20 protein-coding genes are annotated in these 22370 nt (G+C 71.4%); 9 read left to right on the plus strand and 11 right to left on the minus strand.

The annotated features are described in order from the left end of the window. Positions 1–171: 171 nt before the first annotated feature. Both DEI98_RS17115 and DEI98_RS17120 read left to right on the plus strand, forming a co-directional pair. Positions 172–1107, plus strand: coding sequence for an ABC transporter ATP-binding protein (locus DEI98_RS17115; RefSeq protein ID WP_111101428.1), 936 nt, complete (start codon positions 172–174; stop codon positions 1105–1107). Continuing rightward, the gene (locus DEI98_RS17120; RefSeq protein WP_111101429.1) at positions 1104–2324 is read left to right on the plus strand and encodes an ABC transporter permease; all 1221 of its coding nucleotides are present in this window, start codon (positions 1104–1106) and stop codon (positions 2322–2324) included. The genes DEI98_RS17115 and DEI98_RS17120 overlap by 4 nt, the downstream gene beginning before the upstream one ends. Before the next feature lie 25 nt (positions 2325–2349). On the opposite strand, the gene DEI98_RS17125 is transcribed toward DEI98_RS17120, so the two are convergent. Then, entirely contained in the window at positions 2350–2982 is a 633-nt protein-coding gene (locus DEI98_RS17125) for a hypothetical protein (RefSeq protein WP_111101430.1), read from the minus strand. A gap of 90 nt (positions 2983–3072) precedes the next feature. After that, a complete protein-coding gene (pnuC, locus tag DEI98_RS17130) occupies positions 3073–3738 on the minus strand; it encodes a nicotinamide riboside transporter PnuC (RefSeq protein WP_110865285.1) in 666 nt (221 codons plus the stop codon). Positions 3739–4131: 393 nt separating this feature from the next. Between pnuC and DEI98_RS17135 the strand changes: the two genes are divergently transcribed. From DEI98_RS17135 to DEI98_RS17165, 7 genes are all read left to right on the plus strand, one after another. Then, positions 4132–4686, plus strand: coding sequence for an alternate-type signal peptide domain-containing protein (locus DEI98_RS17135; protein WP_071404262.1), 555 nt, complete (start codon positions 4132–4134; stop codon positions 4684–4686). Between the two features lie 45 nt (positions 4687–4731). Continuing rightward, a complete protein-coding gene (locus DEI98_RS17140) occupies positions 4732–5310 on the plus strand; it encodes a TasA family protein (protein ID WP_111095952.1) in 579 nt (192 codons plus the stop codon). After that, positions 5307–6203: a hypothetical protein gene (locus tag DEI98_RS17145; protein ID WP_111101431.1), complete on the plus strand. Its 897-nt coding sequence runs from the start codon at positions 5307–5309 to the stop codon at positions 6201–6203. Before DEI98_RS17140 ends, DEI98_RS17145 begins: the two co-directional genes overlap by 4 nt. Beyond that, complete coding sequence (locus DEI98_RS17150; RefSeq protein WP_258370928.1) at positions 6200–7003, plus strand: signal peptidase I; 804 nt, start codon at positions 6200–6202, stop codon at positions 7001–7003. Before DEI98_RS17145 ends, DEI98_RS17150 begins: the two co-directional genes overlap by 4 nt. Next, positions 6969–7400 carry a hypothetical protein gene (locus DEI98_RS17155; RefSeq protein WP_110865289.1) on the plus strand — a complete coding sequence of 144 codons (432 nt, stop codon included), beginning with the start codon at positions 6969–6971 and terminating at the stop codon, positions 7398–7400. The genes DEI98_RS17150 and DEI98_RS17155 overlap by 35 nt, the downstream gene beginning before the upstream one ends. A 577-nt stretch (positions 7401–7977) precedes the next feature. Beyond that, positions 7978–9297 carry a GNAT family N-acetyltransferase gene (locus DEI98_RS17160; protein ID WP_111101433.1) on the plus strand — a complete coding sequence of 440 codons (1320 nt, stop codon included), beginning with the start codon at positions 7978–7980 and terminating at the stop codon, positions 9295–9297. After that, positions 9297–9764: a DUF2087 domain-containing protein gene (locus DEI98_RS17165; RefSeq protein ID WP_111101434.1), complete on the plus strand. Its 468-nt coding sequence runs from the start codon at positions 9297–9299 to the stop codon at positions 9762–9764. The genes DEI98_RS17160 and DEI98_RS17165 overlap by 1 nt, the downstream gene beginning before the upstream one ends. Positions 9765–9859: 95 nt before the next feature. Here the strand turns inward: DEI98_RS17165 and DEI98_RS17170 are convergent, their stop codons facing one another. The 9 genes from DEI98_RS17170 to DEI98_RS17210 form a co-directional block, all read right to left on the minus strand. Next, positions 9860–10864: an ABC transporter permease gene (locus tag DEI98_RS17170; RefSeq protein ID WP_111101435.1), complete on the minus strand. Its 1005-nt coding sequence runs from the start codon at positions 10862–10864 to the stop codon at positions 9860–9862. Next, positions 10861–11796 (minus strand): ABC transporter permease, encoded by a 936-nt coding sequence (locus DEI98_RS17175; protein WP_017888404.1) that lies wholly within the window; start codon positions 11794–11796, stop codon positions 10861–10863. Before DEI98_RS17175 ends, DEI98_RS17170 begins: the two co-directional genes overlap by 4 nt. After that, on the minus strand, positions 11793–13535 hold the full coding sequence (locus tag DEI98_RS17180; RefSeq protein ID WP_111101436.1) for an ABC transporter ATP-binding protein: 1743 nt from the start codon (positions 13533–13535) through the stop codon (positions 11793–11795). The genes DEI98_RS17175 and DEI98_RS17180 overlap by 4 nt, the downstream gene beginning before the upstream one ends. After that, complete coding sequence (locus DEI98_RS17185) at positions 13532–15199, minus strand: ABC transporter substrate-binding protein (RefSeq protein ID WP_111101437.1); 1668 nt, start codon at positions 15197–15199, stop codon at positions 13532–13534. Before DEI98_RS17185 ends, DEI98_RS17180 begins: the two co-directional genes overlap by 4 nt. Before the next feature lie 204 nt (positions 15200–15403). Further along, the gene (locus DEI98_RS17190; RefSeq protein WP_111101438.1) at positions 15404–16327 is read right to left on the minus strand and encodes a cation-transporting ATPase; all 924 of its coding nucleotides are present in this window, start codon (positions 16325–16327) and stop codon (positions 15404–15406) included. A 94-nt stretch (positions 16328–16421) separates the two neighbouring features. Next, on the minus strand, positions 16422–17696 hold the full coding sequence (locus tag DEI98_RS17195; RefSeq protein ID WP_111101439.1) for an FAD-binding protein: 1275 nt from the start codon (positions 17694–17696) through the stop codon (positions 16422–16424). A gap of 17 nt (positions 17697–17713) precedes the next feature. Next, on the minus strand, positions 17714–19249 hold the full coding sequence (gene araA, locus DEI98_RS17200) for an L-arabinose isomerase (RefSeq protein ID WP_111101440.1): 1536 nt from the start codon (positions 19247–19249) through the stop codon (positions 17714–17716). Next, entirely contained in the window at positions 19246–19956 is a 711-nt protein-coding gene (locus DEI98_RS17205) for an L-ribulose-5-phosphate 4-epimerase (protein ID WP_111095893.1), read from the minus strand. Before DEI98_RS17205 ends, araA begins: the two co-directional genes overlap by 4 nt. After that, positions 19953–21656, minus strand: a complete 1704-nt coding sequence (locus tag DEI98_RS17210) for a xylulokinase (RefSeq protein ID WP_111101441.1) — start codon at positions 21654–21656, stop codon at positions 19953–19955. The genes DEI98_RS17205 and DEI98_RS17210 overlap by 4 nt, the downstream gene beginning before the upstream one ends. Positions 21657–22370: the final 714 nt, after the last annotated feature.

Consider the following 22370-nt stretch of genomic DNA (forward strand, 5'->3'; position numbering starts at 1 on the left):
TCCGTCGTCTGCCCGCGTCTGCCCGCGGAACCTGTCGTACCCGGCGTACCCGGCGGAAACGGGCGTACCTGCCGGAAGCGGGCGTACCGGGTCGAGAGTTCCGACCAGGTACGCCCGTTCTCGCATCCCATCGCGGCCGTTCTGGGAAGGAAGTCCCGGTAGGGTCGCCGCATGAGCGGGGCGAGCATCAGCGTGCAGGACTTCGTGATGCGGTTCGGGGACCGCAACGTGGTCGACGGGCTGTCGTTCGACGTCGCCCCCGGGGAGACGTTCGGGCTGCTCGGCAGCAACGGCTCCGGCAAGACCACGACGATCCGGGCCCTGCTCGGCATCACCAACCCGACGGCGGGCACGCTGACGATCGACGGCCGCCCCTACCGACCGGCAACCGGCGGCATCGGCTACCTGCCCGAAGAGCGCGGGCTGTACCGCAAGGAGTCCGTCATCGACGTGATGACCTACTTCGGGCGTCTGCGCGGGCTCCGCGGTGCCGAGGCGACCGCGTGGAGCATGGACTACCTGGCCCGGGTGGGGCTCGCCGACCGCGCGAAGCTGCGCGTCGACAAGCTGTCCGGCGGGCAGCAGCAGAAGGTGCAGCTCGGCATCACGATCATGGACCAGCCGCGGCTGCTCATCCTCGACGAACCGACCAAGGGCCTCGACCCCGTGAACCGGCGGCTCCTGCTCGACCTGGTCGACGAACGGAAGGCCGACGGGGCGACCGTGGTCCTCGTGACGCACCACATGGACGAGGTCGAGCGGCTCTGCGACCGCATCCTGCTGCTCAAGGACGGCCGGGCCGCCGCGTACGGATCCGTGCCCGACGTGCAGGACGCCTTCGGTGGCGCCGTCGCCCGTGTGGGGCTCGACGGTCCCGTACCGAAGTCACCGCTGTACCGGCTCGCCCGCCACGAGGGGCACGTCGCCTACCTCGTCCCGACCCAGGCCGCCGCTCCGGACGGTGCGGACGTCCTGGCAGAACTGGTCGCGGCCGGGGTGCACGTCACCGCGTTCGAGATGCGCCGGATCCCGCTCGACGAGATCTTCGTGCAGGTCTACGGGCACGACGCCCTCGCTGCGGCGTCGACCGACGGGGCAGCGGCATGAGCAACCTCGGCACGGTCGTCCGGTTCGAGTTCATCCGCGCGGTCAAGAAGCCCGCGTTCTGGATCGGCACCCTCGCGCTGCCGGTCGTCATCGTGGTCGTCTCGTTGCTCGTCGGCATCGGGCAGGCCGCGGGCACCAACTCCGTGGTGTCCGGGTCGTCGGCCACGAAGACCCCGTTCCACTACGTCGACGAGTCCGGCCTGGTGTCGGAGTCCGTGGCCGCGAAGTGGGGCGGGACCCCGTCCACCGACGCCGCCACCGACCGCGCCGCCGTCCGGTCCGGTGACCTCGACGCCTTCATCGCGTTCCCGTCGTCGCCGTCCACGACGGCCATCCGGGTCGACGCCGCCGACCGCGGCCTCTTCGCGAACGGGGTGTACTCGTCGCTGGCCGAGCGGGTGCTCGAGCAGAGCGTCGCCGCGTCCGTCGACGACCCCGAGACCGTGCAGCTGCTCCGCAGTCCGCCTGCCACCGACGTCACCACCTACGCGGACGGCCGGGTCGCACCGGGCTGGCTGTCCGTCGTGCCGCCGTTCCTGTTCGTCGCAGCGTTCTTCGGGCTCGTCATCCTGCTCGCCGCCCGGATGGTCACCGTCGTGGTCGAGGAGAAGGAGAACCGGATCTCCGAGATGATCCTGACCACGGTGACCGCAGGCGACCTGATCCGCGGCAAGGTCATCGCAATGCTGCTCGTCGGCTTCGTGCAGGTCAGCGTGTTCGTCGTGCCCGGCCTGGTCGGGCTGCTCGTCGCCCTGCCGTTGGTGTCGTCGCAGCTCGGTGGGCTGACCGTCGACCCGTGGCGGATGGTGACCGGGGCGCTGCTGCTCGTCGGCGGGGTGCTGCTGGCGTCCGGGCTGTTCGTCGCCGTCGGGGCCGCCGTCCCGTCGATCAAGGACGCCTCGGCCCTGCAGTCGGCGGCGATCTTCGCGCTGATCATCCCCCTGTACGCGGCGTTCTTCGTGATGACGACGCCGACGTCGCCCGTCGCGCAGTTCTTCACGTACTTCCCGACCTTCACCCCGATCACCGCGATGGTGCGGAACGCCGTCGGTGCCCTGACGGTGGCGGAGTCGGTGGTCTGCATCGTCGAGGTGTTCGTCGTCGCCGGGCTGCTGCTGTGGTTCGCGGAGTACCTGTTCCGGCACTCGGTCGCGCAGTACGGGTCGAAGGTGACGGTGCGGCAGATGCTGTCGTGGACGCGGGGTCGGCGGGGCTGACCTCGTCGGTCGGTGCCGCACGACGTCAGACGCGGACGGGTGCCTCGTCGAGGTCCCACGACGGGACGGCGTGCCGCTTCCAGCCCTGGCGCAGGGTGTTCGCCGCGCGGTCGAACTCCACCAGGACGTCGATGTGCGGGCGGACCAGCATCTGGATCTGCAGCCCCTCGTAGACCGAGAGCAGCTGGGTCGCAGCCTGGTACGCGGGGATGCCGGCCTCTTCCGAGCCCTTGTCGAAGTCGCGCTGCAGCCCGTCGGTGAGCTGCTCGGCGTACTCCTCGAACCGCTTGCGGAACAGTTCGGCGAACCCGGACTCCGAGCTGGCCACGGTGATCAGCCCCGCGAGCACCCGGACGAGCCCGGGGTCGGCGACGTCCTCGGCCAGGGTCAGGCGGACGTGCTCGATCGTGCACGTGGGCGGGTTCTTCCGCCGGGTCCCCCGCAGCTGCGCCCACCGGTCGTAGGTGACCAGGAGCAGGGCGTGCCAGGTCGGGAACAGCCGCTCGACGGTCTCGAGCGGGATACCGGCCACCTCGGCGACGACAGCCGCGTCGACGGTGTCGAACGGGTGCAGCCGGTAGGCACGGATGGCCGCGCGCACCGTGCGCTCTGCGAGGGACTCGTCGTCCTCGACGCGTTCGCCGTGCAGGGGTTCCATCCGACCATTGCAGCGCATTCCGGGCCGTTTGTCTCGTCCCAGAGCGGGGGCCGTGCTCCGGGCCGCGTCAGCGCGTCATGATCACGGCGGTCAGCCGACGGTGACGGGCGCCGCCGGCGGGCGGACCCGCTGGCGCATCCACACGAAGAACCCGGTCAGCGTGAAGACGCCGTAGAAGACGTACATCAACCCGGAGGCGTAGTACCCGGCGGAGAACAGCAGCGGCACGCCGACCAGGTCGACCGCCACCCAGATGAGCCAGAACTCGACCCACCCCTTCGCCATGCCGTACGTGGCGAGCAGCGATCCGACGAAGATCCAGGCGTCGCTCCACACCGGCTCATACGACCCGAGCGCGCGGAAGACGGGGGTCAGCAGGGCGGTGCCGCCGACCATGCCAACGACGAGCAGCAGACGGGTCCGCCAGGAGGCCCAGCGCGGGTCGATCACGGTCGTCGCGTCCTCGGGGCGGTGCGTCCACCGGTACCAGCCGTAGATGCTCACGATGATGAACATGACCTGGCGGCCGGCCTGCCCGAGCAGGTTGACGGGGTTCGGGGTGTCGAAGAGAGCACCCATGAAGACGGTGAAGAGCAGGGCGTTGCCAACGAGTCCGACCGGCCAGGCCCAGACCTTCCGGCGCATGCCACCGAGGGCACTGAGCAGCCCGAAGACGTTGCCGATCACCTCGCGCCAGAGCACCGTCTGGTCGCCGATGACGATCTGCGCGTCGAACAACCAGCGCACGATGCCCATGGGCCCTCCTCGTTTCCGGACGGTGCAACGACGCGGTGCGTACCGACATTCCTTCCGCGATTGCCCTGCGCACGCGCAGCGCGCACCCAGAAATCGGGGTACAAACTATGTCCTCCCAAGCGGGGACAAAAATGACCCCTGTTCTGGGGTCCGGGTGAACGCTCGTTCTCGCTTGTCGGCACTTTGGGGGACAGGTAACGTCGACACCAGAGCGAGTCCAGCCCGCCCGAGCAGCAGCACATGCGCTCCGAGGCCCGGCGACCGCTCTCGGCACCGGTCAGCCGCGACCCCCTCCAACCACTGGGTCGATGACAACCTCCCCACCGGACACGACGCCCGAATGTCCCCGGTGGGCTTCAGCGTGCCCGGAGCACGCAGGAACGGATCCACCCCATGCACAAGATCGTCACCGGTGCCATCGCCGGCGCAGCAGGCGTCGCACTCCTCCTCGGCGGTGCGGGCACGTTCGCCCTCTGGAACGCCAGCGCCTCGAGCGCCGCGTCCGCCGTGAGCGCCGGCACCCTGACGCTGAGCGCCAACAACGACGGTGCCTGGACCGACATCACGAACGGTCGTTCCACCGCGATCGACCCGACGAAGGCCCTGATGGTCCCGGGCAACACGTTCCAGTTCACCCAGACGCTGAACATCGGTGCGACCGGCCAGGACCTCAAGGCGAACCTGACCTACGCCAACCAGAGCATCACCGGCGACGCCGCGCTGCTCGCCGCCACGACGAAGACGCTGGCCGTCACGTCGACGAGCGCCTCGGTCGTGCAGTCCTCGTCGAACACGAACACCTTCGTGGTCTCGCCGTCCTCGTCGACGTCGACCGTCAAGGTCGTCTTCACGGTGACGCTCCCCGCATCGGCGACCACCGGTCAGGGCGGCTCGATCAACCTCAGCGCGCTGGCCTTCACGCTGACCCAGACCGCGATCGGTTCCTGATCCCCCGATCGCACCCCACCGACCACGACGACCAGGAGCACGCACATGACCGCCACATCGCGGACGACGGGACGCCACCGCGCAGCCCGACGGTACCGCTGGGTGTGGCCGGTCGCGATCGCCCTGGTCGTCGCGGTCGGAACGGCGCTCCTCGGCGCCGGCGGCACGTACGCCCTCTGGAACGGGACCGCCAGCACTGCAGCCACCACGGTGCGCTCCGCCACGGCGACCGTCACCGTCGGCAGCACCACGGCGATGAACACCGCGGTCCTCGGGCCGGGCACGAGTACCACCGGCACCTTCACGGTGCGGAACACCGGGTCGGTCCCCCTGTCCATGCGCGTCACGACGACGGCCTCGAAGTCGTCCGTCGCGGCGGCGACCGGTGAACTGACGCTCCGCCTCGCGATGGTGTCCTCGACCGCGAAGTGCGTGCCCGGGCTCACCGGCACGAGCGCGCGGCTCGCCACCTTCGACACCGGCACCGGGTCCTTCACCCTGCCGGCCGGGGTCAGCGGCATCGCCTGCCTCGAGATGGCCCTCGACGCCGACGCCCCGCAGACCGTCGCCGGCGCCACCACCGACTTCACCCTCACCGTCACCGGAACGCAGGTCTCCGCATGAACCGCCGCCTCCGGCTCCTCGTCGCCGTGCTCCTCACCGCCGTGTTCGTCGGTGGCACCTCGAGCGCCGCGTGGGCACTGTGGAGCGCGTCGGGCACCACCGCGGCGAGCACCACGGTCGGCACGGTCGCGGCGTCCATCAGCGGCACGAGCGGCCTCACCACGGCGTTCTCGTCGAGCGTCACCTCGACGACGAAGCCGATCACCCTGACCGACTCGGGCACTCTCGCCGGCACCGCCACCACCACGGTCTCCGTCGTGTCCGGCAGCTCGACCGCGCTCGCCAAGGCCGTCACCGTCGTCGCCTGGCCGGTCGCCTCGACCGCGGTCTGCACCACGAGCACGGCCGTCGGCACCGGGTCCGTCACCGGCACCTGGGCGTCGCTGCCGAGCATGAGCGCGAAGCTGGCCGCCGGCGCCTCCGCCGTCTGGTGCACCCGCAGCACCCTGCAGTCGTCGGCTCCGGCCGGCTCGACCGCCAAGGTGAACGTCAACCTCACCGTCACGAGCGGCACCTGGACCTCGGGCATCGTCGCCGGCGGCTTCACCCTGTCCACCCCGGCAGCGACCGTCGACACCACGCCCTCGCTGGTCTGCACGGACCACGGCGGTTGGTACGTCGAGATCCGGTGGGACGCCGCGAACCGGCCGATGGACACCTGGTACGGCGCGTTCGTCGGCTCGACCCCGGTCGGGCAGAAGGCGCAGGACTACTCCGCGTTCATCACGATCGCCCCGCCGGACGTCCCCGCGAGCGCCGGCACCGCTGGCACGCTGACCGTCACCGTCAAGGTGCTCGACAGCGCCGGCAACCCCACGAGCACCGTCGCGGGCACCGGCAAGGTCACGCTCTTCACGCAGGACAACGGGGCGGCGATCCGATGCGGCGCATGAGCACCCCCACCCCGCGCTCCGGCTGGCGCGCCGTCGTCCACGCCGTCGTGCTCGGTCTCAGTACCGGACTCCTGCTGCTCGTCGCGGCCCTGGCGGTCGTGCTGATCGTCGTGCCGAAGGCCACCGGCTCGATGCCACTCACCGTCCTGACGCAGTCGATGGAGCCGACACTGCCGCCGGGGACCCTGCTAGTGGTCCGTCCGACCCCGATCGACGACATCCGGGTCGGCGACGTCGTGACCTACCAGATCGTGTCCGGCCAGCCCGCGGTCGTCAGCCACCGCGTGGTCTCGGTGTCGTCGTCGTCGGACGGCGAGCGGACCTTCGTGCTCAAGGGCGACAACAACGCCGAGGCCGACCCGGCACCGGTCACCGCCGTGCAGATCCGTGGCGTGGTCTGGTACTCCGTGCCGGAGATCGGCATCGTCAACCAGGTCGTCAACGGGTCGCGGAGCTGGCTCATCCCCGCGGTCGCCGGCGTGCTCCTGACGTACGGGGCAGTGATGATGACGGCGGGCTTCGTGAGCGCCGCACGTCGTCGACGCGCTGGCACGAGCCGCGCCGGCACGAGCCGCACCGGCACCAGCCACGGACGCCGCAGCGCAGCGCACCACGTCGAGCGGACCACCACCGAGAACACGACCACCACCCGGTCTAGGCTCGGTGGACGTGACGGACGGAGTGCAGCGGGCGCGGGAGCTCCTCGACGCAGCGGCCCGACGGCTCCGCGCCGCGGACGTCCCGGACGAAGCACTCGGCGAGTACGTGCAGCCGAAGGCCGTCCTCGGGATCCGTCGTGACCCGACGATGCGACCCCTCGGCCGGGTGTGGCGGGTCGGAGCACTCCTGATCGGGTCGTCCCCCGAGACCGCCGGCCGTGTCTGGGCCACCGGGTCGATCACCCGTGTCACCGAACCCGGTCGGTCGCAGTACCAGTCGGTCTCCGCCGAGGTCCGTCGCGCCTACCGCGCCGCCGCCGCGAAGGGGCACTTCAGCGCCGGTGACACGGTGAACCACGGCGCCGTCCCGATCCCCGTCGACGACTCCCTGGTCGGCGCCGAGGGCGTGCTCGTCGTCATCGACGACGTGCCGTCGGTCCGGTGGTCCCCAACCGCCGGCGCCGCGGTCCCCCTCGCCGACTACCTGGACGACCGCGTCGGGCTGCTCGTCGATCCCCCGCGGGGCGCGACCGACTGAGGCGGCCACGGCCACGGAATCGCACGGTGCGGGGTTCGTCGTGCGGTGCCGGGTCACCCCACCCGTGCGAACTTGCCCGCCCCGTGCCCCGCCACGACCGCGCACCCAGCCACCTCCGCCGCCCCGACCCACGAACCCCGCACCGTGCGGCTGCGGGTGAGCCCCGAGTACGCGACCACGGAGCCGCACCGTGCCGGGTTCGTCGTGCGGTGCCGGTTCCTCGCGCATGCGCACGGTGCAGCGGCGGCAACTCCGTGCGCGTTCCCGCTCCCGGTGCGAGCTCGTGCCCAGAGCCACACAACCGCACCGTGCCGGATATCCTGACCCGCGCGAACTTGCCCGCCCCGTGCCCCGCCACGACCCCGCACCGAACCACCTCCACCGCCCCGACCCACGAACTCCGCACCGTGCGGCCCGCCCTGCATCCCGCACCGTGCGTCCGCGGCACCCGAACCCGGCACCCGAACCGGCCACCCGCACCCCGCAGCCCGTCCGCCGAACGCGATCCGGGCCTCCAGTTCGACCGGACCGAACACGCGCCTGTCGTGACGTCACCCGGTCCCGATAGTGTCGGAACGTGAGCAACGAGGCATTCGACGACCGCTACGAGCTGCGCGAGTTCGCGCCCGGGACGGACGACAAGGGGGCACCGAACGCCGAGACGGCAGCGTGGATGCAGGCCGTCGGGATGGGCTTCCACGAAGCCGACCCCGACGCCGAGGGCGCAGCCCGCATGGCGTCGCACTTCATCGCCGACGAAGAGACGTTCCTCGGGGTCTACGTGCGCGAGCCGTTCCCGGGGTCCGTCGACGAGACGTGGCCGGCCGGCACCTTCACGTGGTTCCGCAAGGCGCTGAGCTGGGGTGACGGTTCCTCCGTCGACACGCAGGCGATCTCCGCGGTCACCGTCCGCCCGACCGAGCGTCGCCGTGGCATCCTGCGCCGGATGATGACGCACGCGCTCGAGCGCGGGGTCGCCGAGGGCTACGCCGTCGCGTCGCTGACCGCGTCCGAGGGCACCATCTACCGCCGCTTCGGCTTCGGCTGCGCCATCCGCGAGCGTGCCGTGCACGTCCGCCGCGAGCGCGCGCTCCCCCTGCTCGCCCCGACCTCCGGCACGGTGTCGGTCGTCACGCCGCAGTGGCTGGCCGACGGCCCGGGCAAGGCGGTCTTCGACCGGTTCCACGTCCGCACCCCCGGCTCGATGGTCCGCAACACCGGCACCTGGCCGATCGCGTTCGGCCTGCTCGGGCACGACGGGCAGAAGGCGAAGGACGTCCGTGCGGCGGTGCACCGTCCCGACGGCTCCGACGAGATCGACGGCTACGTGACCTGGCGCGTCAAGGAGGATCGCGGTTCCGACACCGCGCTCGAGATCGTCGACCTGGTGTACGCGGACGACCAGGCCTACACCGCCCTGTGGGAGTTCCTGCTCTCGGTCGACCTCAACGACGTCGTGAAGTACAACCGCTCGCGCCTCGACGACCCGATCGTCGCGGCGCTCGGCGACAACCGTGCGTACGACGTCGACCACGAAGAAGACCACGTCTGGCTGCGCGTGCTCGACGTGCCCGCGGTGCTGGCCTCGCGGCCGTTCGCCGTCGACGGGTCGCTGACACTCGGGGTCACCGACGCGCTCGGCTTCACCACCGGTACGTACCGCCTCGACGTCCAGGAGGCCCGTGGCACCGTCACACGCATCACCGACGACGTCGACGTGGCCGGGTCTGACGTCCAGCTCGACGTCGCGGAGCTCGGTGCGCTGCTGATCGGCTCGGTCTCCCCCGTCACGTTGGCGGCCGCGGGGCTCGTCCGCGCTGCAGACCCGGCGTCGGTGGAGCTGCTCCGCGCGATGCTGCTGCCGCCGCGGACGCCGCACGGCATCACGTACTTCTGATGGACGTCGCCCGGGTGGTGGGGCGCGCGCGTCAGGTCGTCTCCGTCCTGGCGTCCCCCACCTTGCGAGCGGCGGTGTTCGGCGGAGCCCCGGCCGAGGACCGCACCCGGGCGGCCGTCGGCTCGTTCGACTGGGTCACCGACGACGGCCCGGACGCGTCGGTGCTCGGCTGGACGTCACGCGAACTCCAGCGACTGCAGTCGCCGGCCGCGGTGCTCGAGTTCGACCGGATCGAGCGGATGCCGGTGAAGGACGTCGAACGACGTGCGCTGTCCGTCCGGATCGTCGAGCTCGTGTTCGAGCGACTCGGACCGGACCGAGCCGTTCCGGAGGCCGTCCTGAACGCGGCCGTCGGCATGTTCGCGACCGATGTCTCCGTCGTGCGCCGGGATGCCGTGGACCTCGGCGTCCTGACCCGCGCCGACGACGGTTCGGTCTACCGGTTGAGGGTCGACCGCCCGGCCTGAAGCTACTGGGTCGTCCCGCCTCGTGCGAGGTAGGTCCCTCGGTGTGGGGTTGTTCCGCCGCACGGGGCGAACAACCTCGCACCGTGCGAGGGGCCCTACGCCCGGCGCCGCACCCGTGGGTCGACGAACGCGTAGACCACGTCGACGATCACGTTCGCCGTGACGATGAGCAGCGCCGAGAACAGCGTGAAGCCGACGACCACCTGCAGGTCGAGCGTGTGCACCGCGTCGATGAGCAGCGCGCCGAGGCCCTGCATCGAGAACACCTTCTCGGTGATGACCGCCCCACCGAGCAGCGACCCGAGGTCGAGCCCGAACAGCGTCACGACGGGCAGGATCGCGGTCCGGAGCCCGTGCCGCACGACGACCTGGCGCTCCCGCAGCCCCTTGGCCCGGGCGGTCCGCACGAAGTCCTGCGACATCGACTCGAGCATCTCACCACGGGTCAACCGGGCGTAGATCGCAGCGCTGATGAAGGCCAGCACGCACCACGGCAGGACCAGGTGGGTGAACCAGCCGACCGGGTCGTCACCGAATGCCACGTACCCGCTCGTCGGCAGGATGCCCAGCACGAACCCGAACAGCAGGATGCCGAGCAGCCCGACCAGGTACGCCGGAGACGAGACACCGGCGACCGCGACCGTCATGACGGCCCGGTCGACGAAGGTGCCGCGGCGCAGCGCCGAGACGGTGCCGCCGAACACCCCGGCGACGAGCCACAGCACGGCGGCGCCCACGGCGATCGAGGCCGTGACGGGCAGGCGCGCGAGGATCAGCTCGGTGACGCTCTCGTGCAGCTGGAACGAGTACCCGAAGCACGGCGCCGCGCACTCGATGACGCTGTTGCCGCTGCCGAAGGTCCGGCCGGTGAAGATACCGGCCAGGTAGGCGCCGAACTGTGCGAGCCAAGGCTTGTCAGTGCCGAGGAACGCCTGGACCTCTCGCAGCCGGTCCGGCGTGCAGGGTTTGTCGCAGATCGCCCGGGCCGGGTTGGTCGGCAGGAGCATGAAGAGCGCGTACGTGATGGCCGCGACGACGAGCAGCACGACGGCGGCCCCGAGCACGCGGATCGCGAGGAACCGCAGGGTGGCGGCGTTCACGCGGTGCCTCCTCGCGGGTCGAGGGCGTCGCGCAGGGCGTCACCGAGCACGTTGAAGGCGAGGGTGATGAGGAACAGTGCGGCTCCGGGGAACACGAGGTACATGGGATCGGTCTGCACCCAGCCGATGGCGTCGCCGATGCTGCGACCCCACGACGGCGTCGGCGGGTTGACGCCGACGGCCAGGAAGGAGAGCGCGGCCTCGGCACCGATCATCGACGGGATCGAGATGGTGGCGTAGACGGTGATCGTCGCGGCGAGGTTCGGCAGCAGCTGCGTGCGGATGACGTGCCACCGTCCGGCGCCCATCGCGGTGGAGGCGACGACGTAGTTGCGGCTGACGAGCGACAGCGTCTGCCCCCGCACCACACGGGCCACGGCCGGCCAGCCGAAGAACCCGATGACGAGCACGACGAGCACGGGCTTCGGGAACGACGACGGCACGATCGCGGTGAGGGCGATCATGAACACGAGCGACGGGAACCCGAAGATCACGTCGACGACCCGCGAGAGCACCCGGTCGTACCAGCCACCGAAGAACCCGGTCGTGACGCCGACGAGGACGCCGATGACGATCGACACCAGGGTCGCGGCGAGTCCGATGCCGAGCGACGTCCGCGCGCCGTACGTCACGATCGAGAACAGGTCGCGCCCGGTCAGGGGCTCGACGCCGAACCAGTGCTCGCCGCTGATGCCGCCGCCCGGACCGCGCGGAGCGCCGAACGAGTTGAGTGCGTCGATGTCGTACGAGTACGGGTCCTGCCCGGACGCCTTCGCGATGAGCGGGGCCGCCACGGCGACCACCAGGAACACCGCGATGACGACGGCCGAGGCCACCGCCCAGCGGTCCTGCCGCACCCGTCGCACGACGGCCCGGAAGCCGGTCGTGCGGCCGGACGGTGCGACCGGTCGGTCGACGACGTTGGCCGTCACGAGGCCACTCCTTCCCACGCGCGCCACGCCTCGCGGCGGGCGGCCTGTCGCACGGGATCGGCGACGGGCGCTGCGGCGAGGAGCATGCGCGTGTAGTCCTGTTGCGGGTCGTCGAGCACGGCGTCGGTGCTCCCCCGCTCGACGATCCGGCCGTCGCGCAGCACGATCACCTGGTCGGCGAGCTGACGGACGACGGCGAGGTCGTGGCTGATGAGCAGCATGCCGAAGCCGAACTCCCGCTGCAGCCCGGCGAGCAGGTCGAGCACGGCGGCCTGCACCGTCACGTCGAGGGCCGAGGTCGGTTCGTCGGCGATGACGAGTGCCGGCCGGAGCGCGAGCGCACGCGCGACGGCGACGCGCTGCCGCTGGCCGCCGGACAGCTGGTGCGGGAACCGCTCGGCCCACGTCGGGTCGAGCTGTACAGCGGTCAGCAGTTCACGGACCCGTTCGGCCCGCTCCGCAGCGGAGTCGGTGCCGTGCACGAGCAGCGGTTCCGCGATGCTCCAGCCGATGGTCTGCCGCGGGTTGAGCGACGACGCCGGGTCCTGGAACACGATGCCGACCCGACTGCGCAGCTCGCGCAGTCGTCGTCCGCGAGCGGTCCGCAGGTCGCTGCCGTCCACCTCGACCGAGCCAGCGACGACGGGCACAAGGCCCGCGAGCGCCCGCCCGATCGTGGACTTGCCGGAACCGGATTCGCCCACCAGGCCGACGGTCTCGCTGGCGTGCAGGTCGAGGTCGATGCCCGACACGGTCGGCCCGCCTCGGCGCGAGTACCGCACGGCGACGTCGCGCAGGCGCGCGACGAGCGGACGGGAGGCCCGACTCGCGTCCGCCTCGCCGCTCACCGCCGAGACGGTGATCGCGTCTGCGGACAGATCCCGGCTTGACGGAGCCGAGTCCGGTCCGGCAGGCCGAGTCTCGGTCGACGCGAGCGGCGCTGCGGACGCGGGACGCGCCTCCAGGCTGGGGACGGCCGCGAGGAGCTCGCGCGTGTAGTCGGCGGTCGGGTGGGCGAAGACCTCGGCGACGGTCCCGTGCTCGACCGGGTCGCCGCGGCGCAGCACCAGCAGGTCGTCGGCGACGTCCGCGACCACGCCCATGTCGTGGGTGATGAGCAGCACGGCGAGGGAGCGCTCGCGGCCGAGCCGCCGCAGCAGGTCGAAGATGCCCGCCTGCACGGTGACGTCGAGCGCGGTCGTGGGCTCGTCGGCGAAGAGTGCGACCGGGTCGCCGGCCAGGGCCATCGCGATCATCGCGCGCTGGAGCTGGCCGCCGGACAGTTCGTGCGGGTAGGCCTTCCGGATGCGCTCCGGGTCGGTGAGGCCGGAGTCACGGAGCAGTTCGTTGACGCGTGCCCGGACGCCGGCACGGTCGAGCCCGGTCGGGTGTGCCCGGACCGCCTCGGCGATCTGCGTGCCGATGGACAGGACCGGCGTGAACGAGTTCATCGGCTCCTGGAACACCACGCCGATGCCCGCACCCCGGACGGCGCGGACCGTCTCGACGGGCGCACCGATGAGTTCCGCACCACGGAACCGGGCGCTGCCCGACACCGAGGCCTGCGGCGGCAGGAGCCCGAGCACGCTCATGGCGCTGACGGACTTGCCCGAGCCGGACTCCCCCACCAGGGCGAGGACCCGGCCGGGCGTCAGGTCGAAGGAGACGTCACGGACGACGGGCTCCGCGTCGCCGAACGCGACGCGGAGCCCCTCGACCTGCAGGATCGGTTCGGTCACTGCTTGAGCGAGACCTTGAGGTAGTTCGGGTACGCGGGGAAGTCCGCGATCTGGAAGTTCTGCACGTTCGAACCGGCGAGGAAGGACTGCTTCGCGTAGATCAGCGGCACGACCGGAGCGTCGGCCATGATCTTCTGGTCGGCTTGGGCCCAGAGCTTCTGGGCGTCGTCCTGGTCGACGGTGGAGCTGGCCTTCTCGATGAGGGCGTCGACCTCGGGGTTGCTGTACTTCGAGACGTTGTAGCCGCCGCCACCGATCTGCGACGAGTCGTACAGGGGCTGCAGGTTGGCGTTCGCGCTCGGGAAGTCCGGCTGCCAGCTCGACAGCGACAGGTCGAAGTCGGTGCCGTTGGTGGTCGCCTGCGTGAAGGAGTCGTAGTCGAGCGGCTTGAGCGTCACGGCGATGCCAGCACGCTTCAGGCCGGACTGCAGCGCCTGGGCCTGGGCGAGGTACGTCGGGTCGTTCTGGGTGACCAGGGTCAGCTTCAGGTTGCTGACGCCGGCCTCCTTGAGCAGCTGCTTCGCCTTGTCGACGTCGCCGGTGGCCTTCGTCTTGTACAGGTCGTAGTCCTGGCGTCCGGCGATGCCCGGGGTGATGAGCGTCGAGGCGTACGAGCCGGCGATCGCGCCGCCGGCGGCGATCCGGAAGGACTTGCGGTCGACCGCGTACTGCAGCGCCTGGCGGACCTTGAGGTCCTTGAGCTCACCGCGCTGCGTGTTGATCGCCATGTAGCTGATCGGGCCGGCCTTCGAGGTGGCGAGGCGGTCCTGGGCGGCCGGGTTGCTGCGGACCTGGTTGAGCTCGGCGGCACCCAGGTAGATGGCGCCGAACGAGTTCTTGGCGTCGCCGTTGTCCGCGATGAGCGTCTGCGTCACCGTGGACTGGTCCTGGCTCTCCTTGAAGACGATCTTCGACGGGCCGGCGGTGCGGACCTCGTCGGTCTTCGCGCTCCAGTTCTTGTTGCGGACGAGCGTGACCTGCGAGCCCTGCGTGTTCGACTGCACCTGGTACGGGCCGGACGCGACCGGCTTCAGGTCGTAGGCGCCGGTGTCCTTGCCGTCGCCCTCGGGCACCGGGGTGAACGCGGGCATCGACGCGAGCCACGGCCAGTCGCCGTACGCGTCGTTCAGCTTGAAGACGATGGTCTTGTCGTTCGGGGTCTCGATGCTGTCGAGCGACTTGCCGTCGAACGGGCCCTTGTAGGAGTCACCACCGACCAGGAGCGACTTGTGGTAGCTCAGGCCACCGCTGAGGGTCGGCGCGAACGAGCGCTCGATGCCCCACTTGATGTCCTTCGTGGTGATCGGCGTGCCGTCCTGGAACTCGACGCCGTCCTTCAGCGTGTAGGTCCAGGTCTTACCGTCGTCGCTCGAGACCCCGGTGTTGGTCGCCAGGTCGGGGACGACCTTCGCCGTCTTGCCCGGCTCGACGTCCCACGTGGTGAGCCGTCGGGCGACGAGGCCCATCGACGTGATGCCGAGGCTCTGGCTGGTCGCGGGGTCGAGGTGGAACGAGGTCTGCGGCGTCAGGATGTTGAGCGTGCCGCCCTTCGCCGTGCCCTCGGCGCCGTCGTCGGACGAACCCCCACCCGAGCAGCCGGTCAGGACCAGGGCTGCTGCTGCGGCGACGGCCGCGGTGATCGTCAGGCGGTTGGGGCGTCTCATGACGGTGCTGCTCCTCGGGGAAGGGGGTCGCGATCGCGGTGGCGGTCGCTGCGACGGCGGAACGGTTCACCCGCCGGGCGGCGTCCATCCTGACACCGCGACGGTGGCCCGTCCGAATCTCGCGTGCGTCGGACGACGCACGACGAAACATTGCAAGCGCCGGACGCCGTCCCACTATTCCCGATGCGTTCGCACCGCAGCGCGTCAGCGGTCGAAGAGGCCACCGAGGAAGTCGTTGCCGAGGTTCGATGCCTGCTCGCCGAGCCCGGACGCTTGCTCACCGAACCCCGCGGCCTGCTCACCGAACCCGCCGAGGAGCTGCTCGCCCCCGCCGAGGAGTCCTTCGACGCCACCGCCGAGGTCACCGAGTCCGAGGTCGCCCATGCCCGAGGCGATGCCCTCGAAGTCGACGCCGAGGTCGGCCGCCCCTGCCAGGACCGGACCGGCGGCAGCACTGAGCACCGCTCCCCCGGCCACCGCGGCGGCGAGGCCACCGAACGCCATCGCGCCGGCACCGACCGCTGCACCACCGGCGAACGCCCCGGCGCGTCCGCGGCCGTTGCCGTTGCCCGAGCGGCCGGAACCGCCGAGGACCCGTCGGACCAGACCCGGACGCGACATCTCTCCGCGAGTCATCGCACGGGCCATGCCGCCCGCCGAGTCGTCGCGCAGGTGCTCATGGGGCGGGAGCTCGGAGTTCAGGCGGTCGCGGACCTGCTGGCGCTGCGCGGGGGTGAGCCGCGCGAAGGCGTCGTGGTGGACCTGTTCGAGCTGCTCCGGCGACGAGGTGCGGAGCAGGTAGTCGTACTTCGCCAGGGCGACCTTGTCGGCGTCGGCCCCGTGCTGCGGCTGCGGCTGCGGCTGCGGCTGCGGCTGGCCGTACTGCTGCGGCTGGCCGTACTGCTGCGGCTGGCCGTACTGCTGCGGCTGGCCGTACTGCTGCTGCGGCTGCTGCTGGTTCCGGTCGTCGCCGGTCAGCTTGTCCGCGGCGCTGCGCACGAGGCCGCGCCAGTCGGTTCCGCCCTGCTGCGACCCGGCGCCGGGCGCGGTTCCCCCCTGCCCACGCTTCTGGAGCTGCTTGTCGATGACCTTGGAGGCCATGCCGATGATGCGGTTGAGGTTCGCCATGCCCCGACCTTTGCGTCCTCACATGTGAACGCCCGGCGCTGCTCCGGTGCGACACCCGGACAACGCATCCTGATCCCCTGGGAACCAGCGCGGCTCAGGACAGGATGCGGGCCAGGAACGCGTTGCGGAACCGCCCCGTGGGGTCGAGGTCCCGGGCGAGTGCGGCGAAGTCCGACAGCCGCGGGTACGCCTCGTGCAGCCGCTCGGCACTGGCCGCGGAGACCTTGCCCCAGTGCGGCCGAGGGTCGAACGGTGCCAGGACGTCCTCGATCCGGGCCACCGCCGCGGCCACGGCGGCGGCGTCCCGGCGAAACGTGAAGTGCAGGCCGACCGACTGTCGTCCGGACGACGGTGCGAGCCACGCGGTGTCGGCCGCGATGGTGCGGACCTCGGCGGCGATGAGGATCGGGGCGAACAGCGACGCCAGCGGTCGGAGCGCCTCGAGCGCCGCCACCGCCGAGGCAGCTGGGATCAGGTACTCCGCCTGGATCTCGGCCCCGGTCGACGGGGTGAACGAGGACCGGAAGTGCGGCAGCCGCTCCGACCACGGCCCCTGCACGCCGCCCTGCTCGGTGACCCCGGCAGGGTCGTTCTCACCCGGGTGCACCGGACCCGAGGCCGCACGGGCTCCGAGGGCCACGAGGTCGACGGTCGGTGCGGCCTCGTCGACGCGGTGCTTGACCCAGACCTGCCGGGCACCGCGGTCGTCGAACGACGTGAACATCGACACCGAGTACGCGTCGGACATCACCTGGTCGAACCGCGCGGCGACGGCGTCCCACGGAAGGTCGAGGTGCACCGTCGTGGCGACCTGGAACGTCGGCTCGATCGCGAGCTCCACCGCGGTGACGACGCCGAGCGCGCCGATCCCGACCCGGTGGGCGTCGAGCAGCCCGTCGGGCGACGAGGCGTCGACGTGCGCGAGCTCACCGGAGGCGCGGACGACGTCGAGGCCGACCACCGCCTGCGCGAGCGACGGGTTCCGAACACCGGAGCCGTGCGTTCCCGTGGCGACGGCCCCGGCCGTGGAGATGTGCGGCAGGGACGCGAGGTTCCCGAGTGCCCAGCCACGGGCCTCCAGACCGGCCGCGACCTGGCTGTGCGTCATGCCGGCCGCGACCCGCACGACGCGACGCGACGTGTCGATGTCGAGCACGGGCGGCAGGTCCGACAGTGACACCTGAACGGCATCGGTGTCGGCGATGGTGTTGAACGAGTGTCGCGAGCCGAGCGCCGTCAGGCGCGGCGTCGAGGCGACGAGCTGCCGGAGCTCGTCCACCGACGTCGGCCGGGCCAGCGCCGAGGCGCGGTAGGTGACGTTGCCCGCCCAGTTGGTGCGGGTGCGCTCGGCCGCGATCACGTCGTCCATCGTGGGTCCTGACTCCTCTAGAAGCCGCGGTCGAGACGGTGCCACGTCTGCTGGAGACGCAGCTCGTCGCGGAACCCGCGTGCGGTGGTGTGCTCGTCGATGACCAGGAACTCGGTACCGACCATGGTCGCGAAGTCCTCGACGACCTGCAGGCCGACCGCCGTCGTCATGACGGTGTGGTGGGCGGCGCCGGCGGTGAGCCAGGCCTCGGCGGCGACGGGGAACGACGGCCGGGGCTCCCAGACCGCGCGGCCCACGGGCAGCTTCGGCAGGGCCTCGGTCGGGGGCACGACGTCGACGACGTTCGCCGTGAGGCGGAAGCCGTCGCGGGTGTCGGACAGCGCGACGACGACGGCCTCGCCGGAGTCGGCGGTGAAGACCAGGCGGACCGGGTCGTCCTTGCCGCCGATGCCGAGGGGGTGGATCTCGAGCGTCGGCTTCGTGGTGGTGAGCGTCGGCGAGACCTCGAGCATGTGCGCTCCGAGGATCTTCTCGGCACCCGGGGTGAGGTCGTAGGTGTAGTCCTCCATCAGGGAGGCGCCACCGGGCAGGCCGGCGCCGGCGACGTTCATCGCGCGGACCAGGACCGCCGTCTTCCAGTCACCCTCGGCACCGAAGCCGTAGCCGTCGGCCATCAGGCGCTGCACCGCCAGACCCGGCAGCTGCTTGAGCGAGCCGAGGTCCTCGAAGTTGGTGGTGAACGCGGCGCTGCCGTTCTGCGCGAGCAGGGTGCGGAGGCCGATCTCGATGGCGGCACCGTCGCGGAGCGCAGCGTGCCGTTCGCCGCCGGCGCTGCGGAGTGACGGGTCCACGTCGTAGTCGCGCTCGTACGTCGCCACGAGCGCGTCGACCGCTGCCGTGTCCGCTGCTGCGGCGTCCACCGCTGCGGCGAGCTCGTTGACGGCCCACGTGTTGACCTGCACGCCGAGCTCGATCTCGGCCTCGGTCTTGTCGCCCTCGGTGACGGCGACGTAGCGCATGTTGTCGCCGAAGCGGGTCAGCTTCAGCTCGCGGACGGCAGCGGCGCCGGCGGCGGCACGGGTCCAGTTCGCGACGCGCTGCTGGACGCGGGGGTCCGAGACGTGGCCGACGGCCGTGGCGTGCCGGACGCCCAGGCGAGCGAGGGCGTAGCCGAACTCACGGTCGCCGTGCGCGGCCTGGTTGAGGTTCATGAAGTCGAAGTCGATGTCCGCCCAGGGCAGCGTGACGTTCGCCTGCGTGTGCAGGTGCAGCAGCGGCTTGGTCAGCGCCTGCAGGCCACCGATCCACATCTTGGCCGGGCTGAACGTGTGCATCCACGTGGTGACCCCGATGACCTTGTCGTCGGCGCTCGCCTCGATGAGCGCCCGGCGGATGCCGTCGGCGTCCTTGAGCACGGGCTTCCAGACGAGCTTCACCGGCAGGTGCCCGGCGAGCTCCGCGTGGACGGCCTTGCTCTGCTCCTCGACCTGGCGCAGGGTCTCCTCGCCGTACAGCCCCTGGGAGCCGGTGAGGAACCAGACCTCGTAGCTGTCGAGCGTTTCCTGGGGGGCGACGGTGGTGTCCTGCGTCATCGCATGGCTCCTTCGGGGTTCTGTCCGTAGACGTTCTGGTAGCGATCGAAGAGTCGATCGATGTCTGCTTCGGGGATCGGGACGACCTCGCCGCCCTGCTGTGCGATGTGGACGGTCCGTGCGACGTCCTCGCACATCACGGCCGCCTTGACGGCGTCCTTCGCGTCCTTGCCGATCGTGAAGACACCGTGGTTCTGCATCAGGACCGCGCGGCTGCGGTGGCCGCTCAGGGTGTCGACGATGCCGTGGCCGATCGAGTCGTCGCCGATGATGGCGAACGGGCCGACCGGGATGGGGCCGCCGAACTCGTCCGCCATCGCCGTGATGACGCACGGGATCGCCTCGGCGCGGGCGGCCCAGGCGGTCGCGTACGTCGAGTGGGTGTGCACGACGCCGCCGACCTCGGGCATGTTCCGGTACACGTAGGCGTGCGCGGCGGTGTCGCTGGACGGGCCGTGCTCGTTGCCCCAGCCCTCGGCCGGCACGCCGTCGAGGGTGCAGACGACCTGGTTCTCGGGCGTCAGGTCGTCGCTCGACACCCCGCTCGGCTTGATGACGAACAGGTCCGTGCCGGGCACGCGCTCGGAGACGTTGCCGCCGGTCCAGATCACGAGGCCGTAGCGGACGAGTTCGCCGTGCAGGCGCGCGACGCGCTCCCGCGTCGTCGCCACCGCCTGGCGTGTGGTCTCGTCGATCGCGTCCGTCATCGGGTCACTTCCTCTGTCTGGAGGCGCGGGTCGGCGCCGTCGGTCTCTTCGGTCGGTCCTGTGGTCGCGCTGGGGCGGGTCGTCGCCGCGGCGACGTCCTGCACGGGCAGTGCGGCCCGGTAGCGCTCCAGGTACGTCTGGAACCCGGCGAGGTCCGCCGGCTCGGGTTCGGCCACGTGCACGGCGTCCCCGCCGAACACGGTGTCGGACAGGTAGTCGGCGAGCTGCTGGTCGGTGTGCTCGAGGTAGGCGGCCAGCACCGCGATCCCCCATGCGCCGCCCTCGCCCGCCGTCTCCTCGAGCGCGATCGGCACGCGCAACGCCGCCGCGAGGAGCCGCTGCGGGCTGCCCGGCGTGCGGAAGAGCCCGCCGTGCGCGGTCATCCGGTCCACCTGCACCTGTTCGCCGTGCAGGACGTCCATGCCGATGGCCAGGGTCGCGAAGGCGCCGTGCACCTCGGAGCGCACCAGGTTGCCGAGCGTGAAGCGAGCGCCGGGGGTGCGGAGCAGCAGGGGCCGGCCGTCCTCGACGTGGGTGACGGGTTCGCCGGCCAGGTAGTTGAACGAGAGCAGGCCGCCGGCGTCCGGGTCGGTGTCGTCGGCGACGGCCTCGGCGAGCAGGGTGGCGTAGACGTCGTCGATGCCGGTCGGCGTCGCGCCGGTCCGCTCGCTCGAGGCCTCGGCGAAGCGTCCGAACACCCGGGCCCAGCTCGCGATCTCGCTCGCGCCGTTGTTGCAGTGCACCATCGCCACGGCGTCCCCGGCCGGGGTGGTGACGACGTCGAGTTCCTCGTGCGCGGTGGTCAGCGGCTGCTCGAGCACGACCATCGCGAAGATGCTCGTGCCGACGCTGACGTTGCCGGTGCGCGGGGCGACGGCGTTCGTCGCGACCATGCCGGTGCCGGCGTCGCCCTCGGGCGGGCAGAGCGGTGCGCCGGGTTCGAGTGTGCCGGTCGGGTCGAGCCAGGCCGCACCCTCGGGGGTCAGCTCACCGGCTTCGGCACCGGCGACGAGGACCTCGGGCAGCAGGGACCGCAGGTCCGGCACGCCGATCAGGTCCTGCGCGGTGGCGAGCATGGCGTGGTCGAAGTCCTTCGCGCCCGGGTCGCCGGGGCCGCTGTCGACGGGGCCGCCCTCGATCGGGAACATGCCGCTCGCGTCGCCGACGCCGAGCACGTTCCGGCCGGTCAGACGACGGTGGACGTAGCCGGCCAGGGTCGTCACACCGGCGATCTCGGCCACGTGCGGCTCGTCGTCGAGGACCGCCTGGTACAGGTGCGCGATCGACCACCGCAGCGGGATGTTGAACCCGAGGGCCTCGCTGAGCTGTTCGGCCGCGGGGCCGGTCGAGGTGTTGCGCCAGGTCCGGAACGGCACGAGCAGCTCGCCCGCGGCGTCGAACGCCAGGTAGCCGTGCATCATCGCGCTCACGCCGACCGCGCGGTAGGTGCTCGGGGCGACGCCGTACTGCGCCTCGACATCGGCCACCAGGGCGGCGTACGCGGCACGGAGTCCGGTCTCGACTGCCTCGAGCGAGTAGGTCCAGCGGCCGTCGACGTACTCGTTCTCCCACTCGTGGGAACCGGCCGCGATGGGTACCAGGTCCTCGTCCACCAGGCAGGCCTTGATGCGGGTGGAGCCGAGCTCGATCCCGAGTGTGGTGCGGCCGTCCACGATCCGCTGTCGGCGGTCGTCACCCATGTGTTCCTCCAGAACCTCGTCGTCCTCAGTGAGCGCTCACATCCTGGCACGTGAGCGCTCACTCACGCAACGCCGCGGCGCGCCGCCGGTGCACCCGTCCCGCCAGCGGTCGAAACACCCCGCTCAGTTCCCCCGACCGGTCACGAACCGTCGTCCGGCGCTTCCGCAGCCGACCATTCCTGACCACTCGACGTCCCACGCGCGACGGGTCGTGACCGCGCGACGAACGAGGCCGGCGACGACGTGCGACCACCGCAACACCGCACCCGCGCAAGTCCCGACCACCCGCTGCCCCGCATCCGTGCAAGTCCCGACCACCCGCTGCCCCGCACCCGCGCACGTCCCGACCACTCACTGCCCCGCACCCGCGCAAGTCCCGACCACCGACTCTCCGAACCCGCGACACCCCGAACTCCGGCGCTCGGGACGGTCACGACACCCCGCTGCATCCCCTCCGCGCGGTCACGAAGTGTCGGCTGGAGGGGCGCCGAGCGACGAGTCGTGACCGCTCGACCACGGCGGACGGGGTGTTGTGACCGCTCGACCACGAGCACGACCACGAGCACGAGCACCAGCACCAGCACCAGCACGATCGAGGTCGCACGACATGCCGCGACCGGTCCGCCGAGGTCGCACGACACGCCGCGACCGGTCCGCCGAGTTCGCGCGACCTCGGCGGACCGGTCGCGGCGTGTCGTGCGACCTCGGCGGACC

The organism is Curtobacterium sp. MCLR17_034 (assembly GCF_003234485.1).
Taxonomy (GTDB): Bacteria; Actinomycetota; Actinomycetes; order Actinomycetales; family Microbacteriaceae; genus Curtobacterium; species Curtobacterium flaccumfaciens.

Excerpts from the sequence above, each read along its gene's own strand:
- DEI98_RS17115 (WP_111101428.1), top strand. The coding sequence starts at position 172 with ATGAGCGGGGCGAGCATCAGCGTGCAGGACTTCGTGATGCGGTTCGGG.
- DEI98_RS17120 (WP_111101429.1), top strand. The coding sequence starts at position 1,104 with ATGAGCAACCTCGGCACGGTCGTCCGGTTCGAGTTCATCCGCGCGGTC.
- DEI98_RS17125 (WP_111101430.1), bottom strand. The coding sequence starts at position 2,982 with ATGGAACCCCTGCACGGCGAACGCGTCGAGGACGACGAGTCCCTCGCA.
- pnuC (WP_110865285.1), bottom strand. The coding sequence starts at position 3,738 with ATGGGCATCGTGCGCTGGTTGTTCGACGCGCAGATCGTCATCGGCGAC.
- DEI98_RS17135 (WP_071404262.1), top strand. The coding sequence starts at position 4,132 with ATGCACAAGATCGTCACCGGTGCCATCGCCGGCGCAGCAGGCGTCGCA.
- DEI98_RS17140 (WP_111095952.1), top strand. The coding sequence starts at position 4,732 with ATGACCGCCACATCGCGGACGACGGGACGCCACCGCGCAGCCCGACGG.
- DEI98_RS17145 (WP_111101431.1), top strand. The coding sequence starts at position 5,307 with ATGAACCGCCGCCTCCGGCTCCTCGTCGCCGTGCTCCTCACCGCCGTG.
- DEI98_RS17150 (WP_258370928.1), top strand. The coding sequence starts at position 6,200 with ATGAGCACCCCCACCCCGCGCTCCGGCTGGCGCGCCGTCGTCCACGCC.
- DEI98_RS17165 (WP_111101434.1), top strand. The coding sequence starts at position 9,297 with ATGGACGTCGCCCGGGTGGTGGGGCGCGCGCGTCAGGTCGTCTCCGTC.
- DEI98_RS17185 (WP_111101437.1), bottom strand. The coding sequence starts at position 15,199 with ATGAGACGCCCCAACCGCCTGACGATCACCGCGGCCGTCGCCGCAGCA.
- DEI98_RS17190 (WP_111101438.1), bottom strand. The coding sequence starts at position 16,327 with ATGGCGAACCTCAACCGCATCATCGGCATGGCCTCCAAGGTCATCGAC.
- DEI98_RS17195 (WP_111101439.1), bottom strand. The coding sequence starts at position 17,696 with ATGGACGACGTGATCGCGGCCGAGCGCACCCGCACCAACTGGGCGGGC.
- araA (WP_111101440.1), bottom strand. The coding sequence starts at position 19,249 with ATGACGCAGGACACCACCGTCGCCCCCCAGGAAACGCTCGACAGCTAC.
- DEI98_RS17205 (WP_111095893.1), bottom strand. The coding sequence starts at position 19,956 with ATGACGGACGCGATCGACGAGACCACACGCCAGGCGGTGGCGACGACG.
- DEI98_RS17210 (WP_111101441.1), bottom strand. The coding sequence starts at position 21,656 with ATGGGTGACGACCGCCGACAGCGGATCGTGGACGGCCGCACCACACTC.